Consider the following 1,873-nt stretch of genomic DNA (forward strand, 5'->3'; position numbering starts at 1 on the left):
ATGCTTATAATTTCCGTGTCACAGGTGCTACTTAGTTCTTAACGGTTTTACCGACCAGAAATTTCTCCCAGTCTTTCAGTTTCTCACCTTTCATTACACGTGGAAACTTGTTCATGGCGCCTTCCTTGCCTTTGCAACGGAGGTAATCTATAAACACATCATTTGGTAATATTTCTACAAATACTTCCTTCAGTGCAGCAGAGCGTTCTACGGCATAATCATCATTTACCTCACTCAGTGTTTGGTCAATGATTTCACGTACAGCGTCTGGATCTACACCAGGGGTATCAGTTCCCACATACCAACGGTGTGCGAACAGGTTTTGATAAGGGAAACCGGCCACTGTAAACTCTCTTACGGTGATGCCCAGTTTCTTCTGTACATTATCGATAGCCTTGTTCATGTTGTCGATACTCATATGCTCCCCGCAAAGACTGAGGAACTGTTTGGTACGGCCAACAATCACAATTTCATGCTCCTTGACAGAGGTAAATTTCACCACATCACCAATCAGGTAACGCCATGCCCCGGCGCAGGTAGATAGCATCACCGCATATTCCACATCTTCCACCACCTCGTTGATCATGTACGATTTAGGATTCGGCTTTACCTCTCCTTCTGCATCAAAATTCTCCTCGTTGAAGGGAATGAACTCATAGAAGATACCAGCATTCAATACCAGCTTAATACCTCTGGTACCCGGACGGGCCTGGAATCCAAAAGATCCTTCGGATGCCATGTACGTTTCAATGAACGCTATAGGCTTTCCGAGCAGCTTCTGGAAGCTGTCGCGGTAAGGTTCAAAAGATACCCCTCCGTGAATATACACTGCCAGATTAGGCCATATTTCGTGGATATTCTTCACCCCGTGATACTTGATGATTTCTTCCAGTACAATCTGTACCCAGGCAGGTACGCCGCAAACCGTACCTACGTCCCATTCCCGGGCCTTACGTACGATCAGTTTAATACGCTGTTCCCAATTGGGCTTGCGGGATATTTTGCCACCAGGCTTATAGAAACGGCGAAACCATTTAGGGATATTCTTGGCCTGAATGCCGCTCATATCACCTTCATAGTAGTCACCTTTCTCGTATAATGAAGTAGTACCTCCCAGCATCAGAATCCCTTTTTCAAAGGAACGGGGCGGTATGTTGAAGTTTGCCATAGAATACAGCTGCTTCACACCTACTTTCTTCACGGTTTTCAGCATTGCTTTGGTAACAGGTATATGCTTGCTGGCAGATTCCGAGGTACCTGAACTCAATGCGAAGTATTTGATTTTCTCCGGCCAGCTCACGTTAGCTTCACCTTCCAGACAGCGATACCACCACTCAGCGTGCATTTTTGTATAGTTATGCACGGGTATGTTTTCGCGGTATTGTCCTATGAAATTGGGACTATCCAGAATTTCCTGAAATTGATAGTGCTTACCAAACTCCGTCTCCTTGGCCTTCTCCAGCAAACGATGCAGTACCTGCAGCTGGTATTGGCGAGGCGTTCCTAACTTAAACGTGAACTTCTTCCTGATGCGTAGTGACCTGGAAATAAGATTACCTATAATGGCCATTAACTTTCCCTCTCTTTAATTGAACTACAAAAATAAGTGGAATATTGAATATAAGTTGACTGATAATTCTGAATTACAGGTTATGAGTTATCAACAAGTCCTCTATACATACAAAATATCCAAAGATGTAGGCTATAATTCGCAATTCATAATTCGTAATTCGTAATTACCTTTGCGGCATGTTAAAAACAACTTTACTCAAAGCTACTGAAGCCAGCGGAAAAATACTGCAACAATATTTCAATGGTCCATTCGAGGTGAGCAGTAAAAGTTCCGTTAACGACCTGGTAACGGAGGTGGATA

Annotated in this window: 1 protein-coding gene; it reads right to left on the bottom strand. The window is 43.8% G+C overall.

The window, feature by feature from the left end; translation table 11 throughout:
• Positions 1–31: 31 nt before the first annotated feature.
• Positions 32–1,570, bottom strand: a complete 1,539-nt coding sequence (locus VIP81_RS30920) for a GH3 family domain-containing protein (protein ID WP_331971146.1) — start codon at positions 1,568–1,570, stop codon at positions 32–34.
• Positions 1,571–1,873 lie beyond the last annotated feature (303 nt).

The organism is Chitinophaga sp. (assembly GCF_036566945.1).
Taxonomy (GTDB): Bacteria; Bacteroidota; Bacteroidia; order Chitinophagales; family Chitinophagaceae; genus Chitinophaga.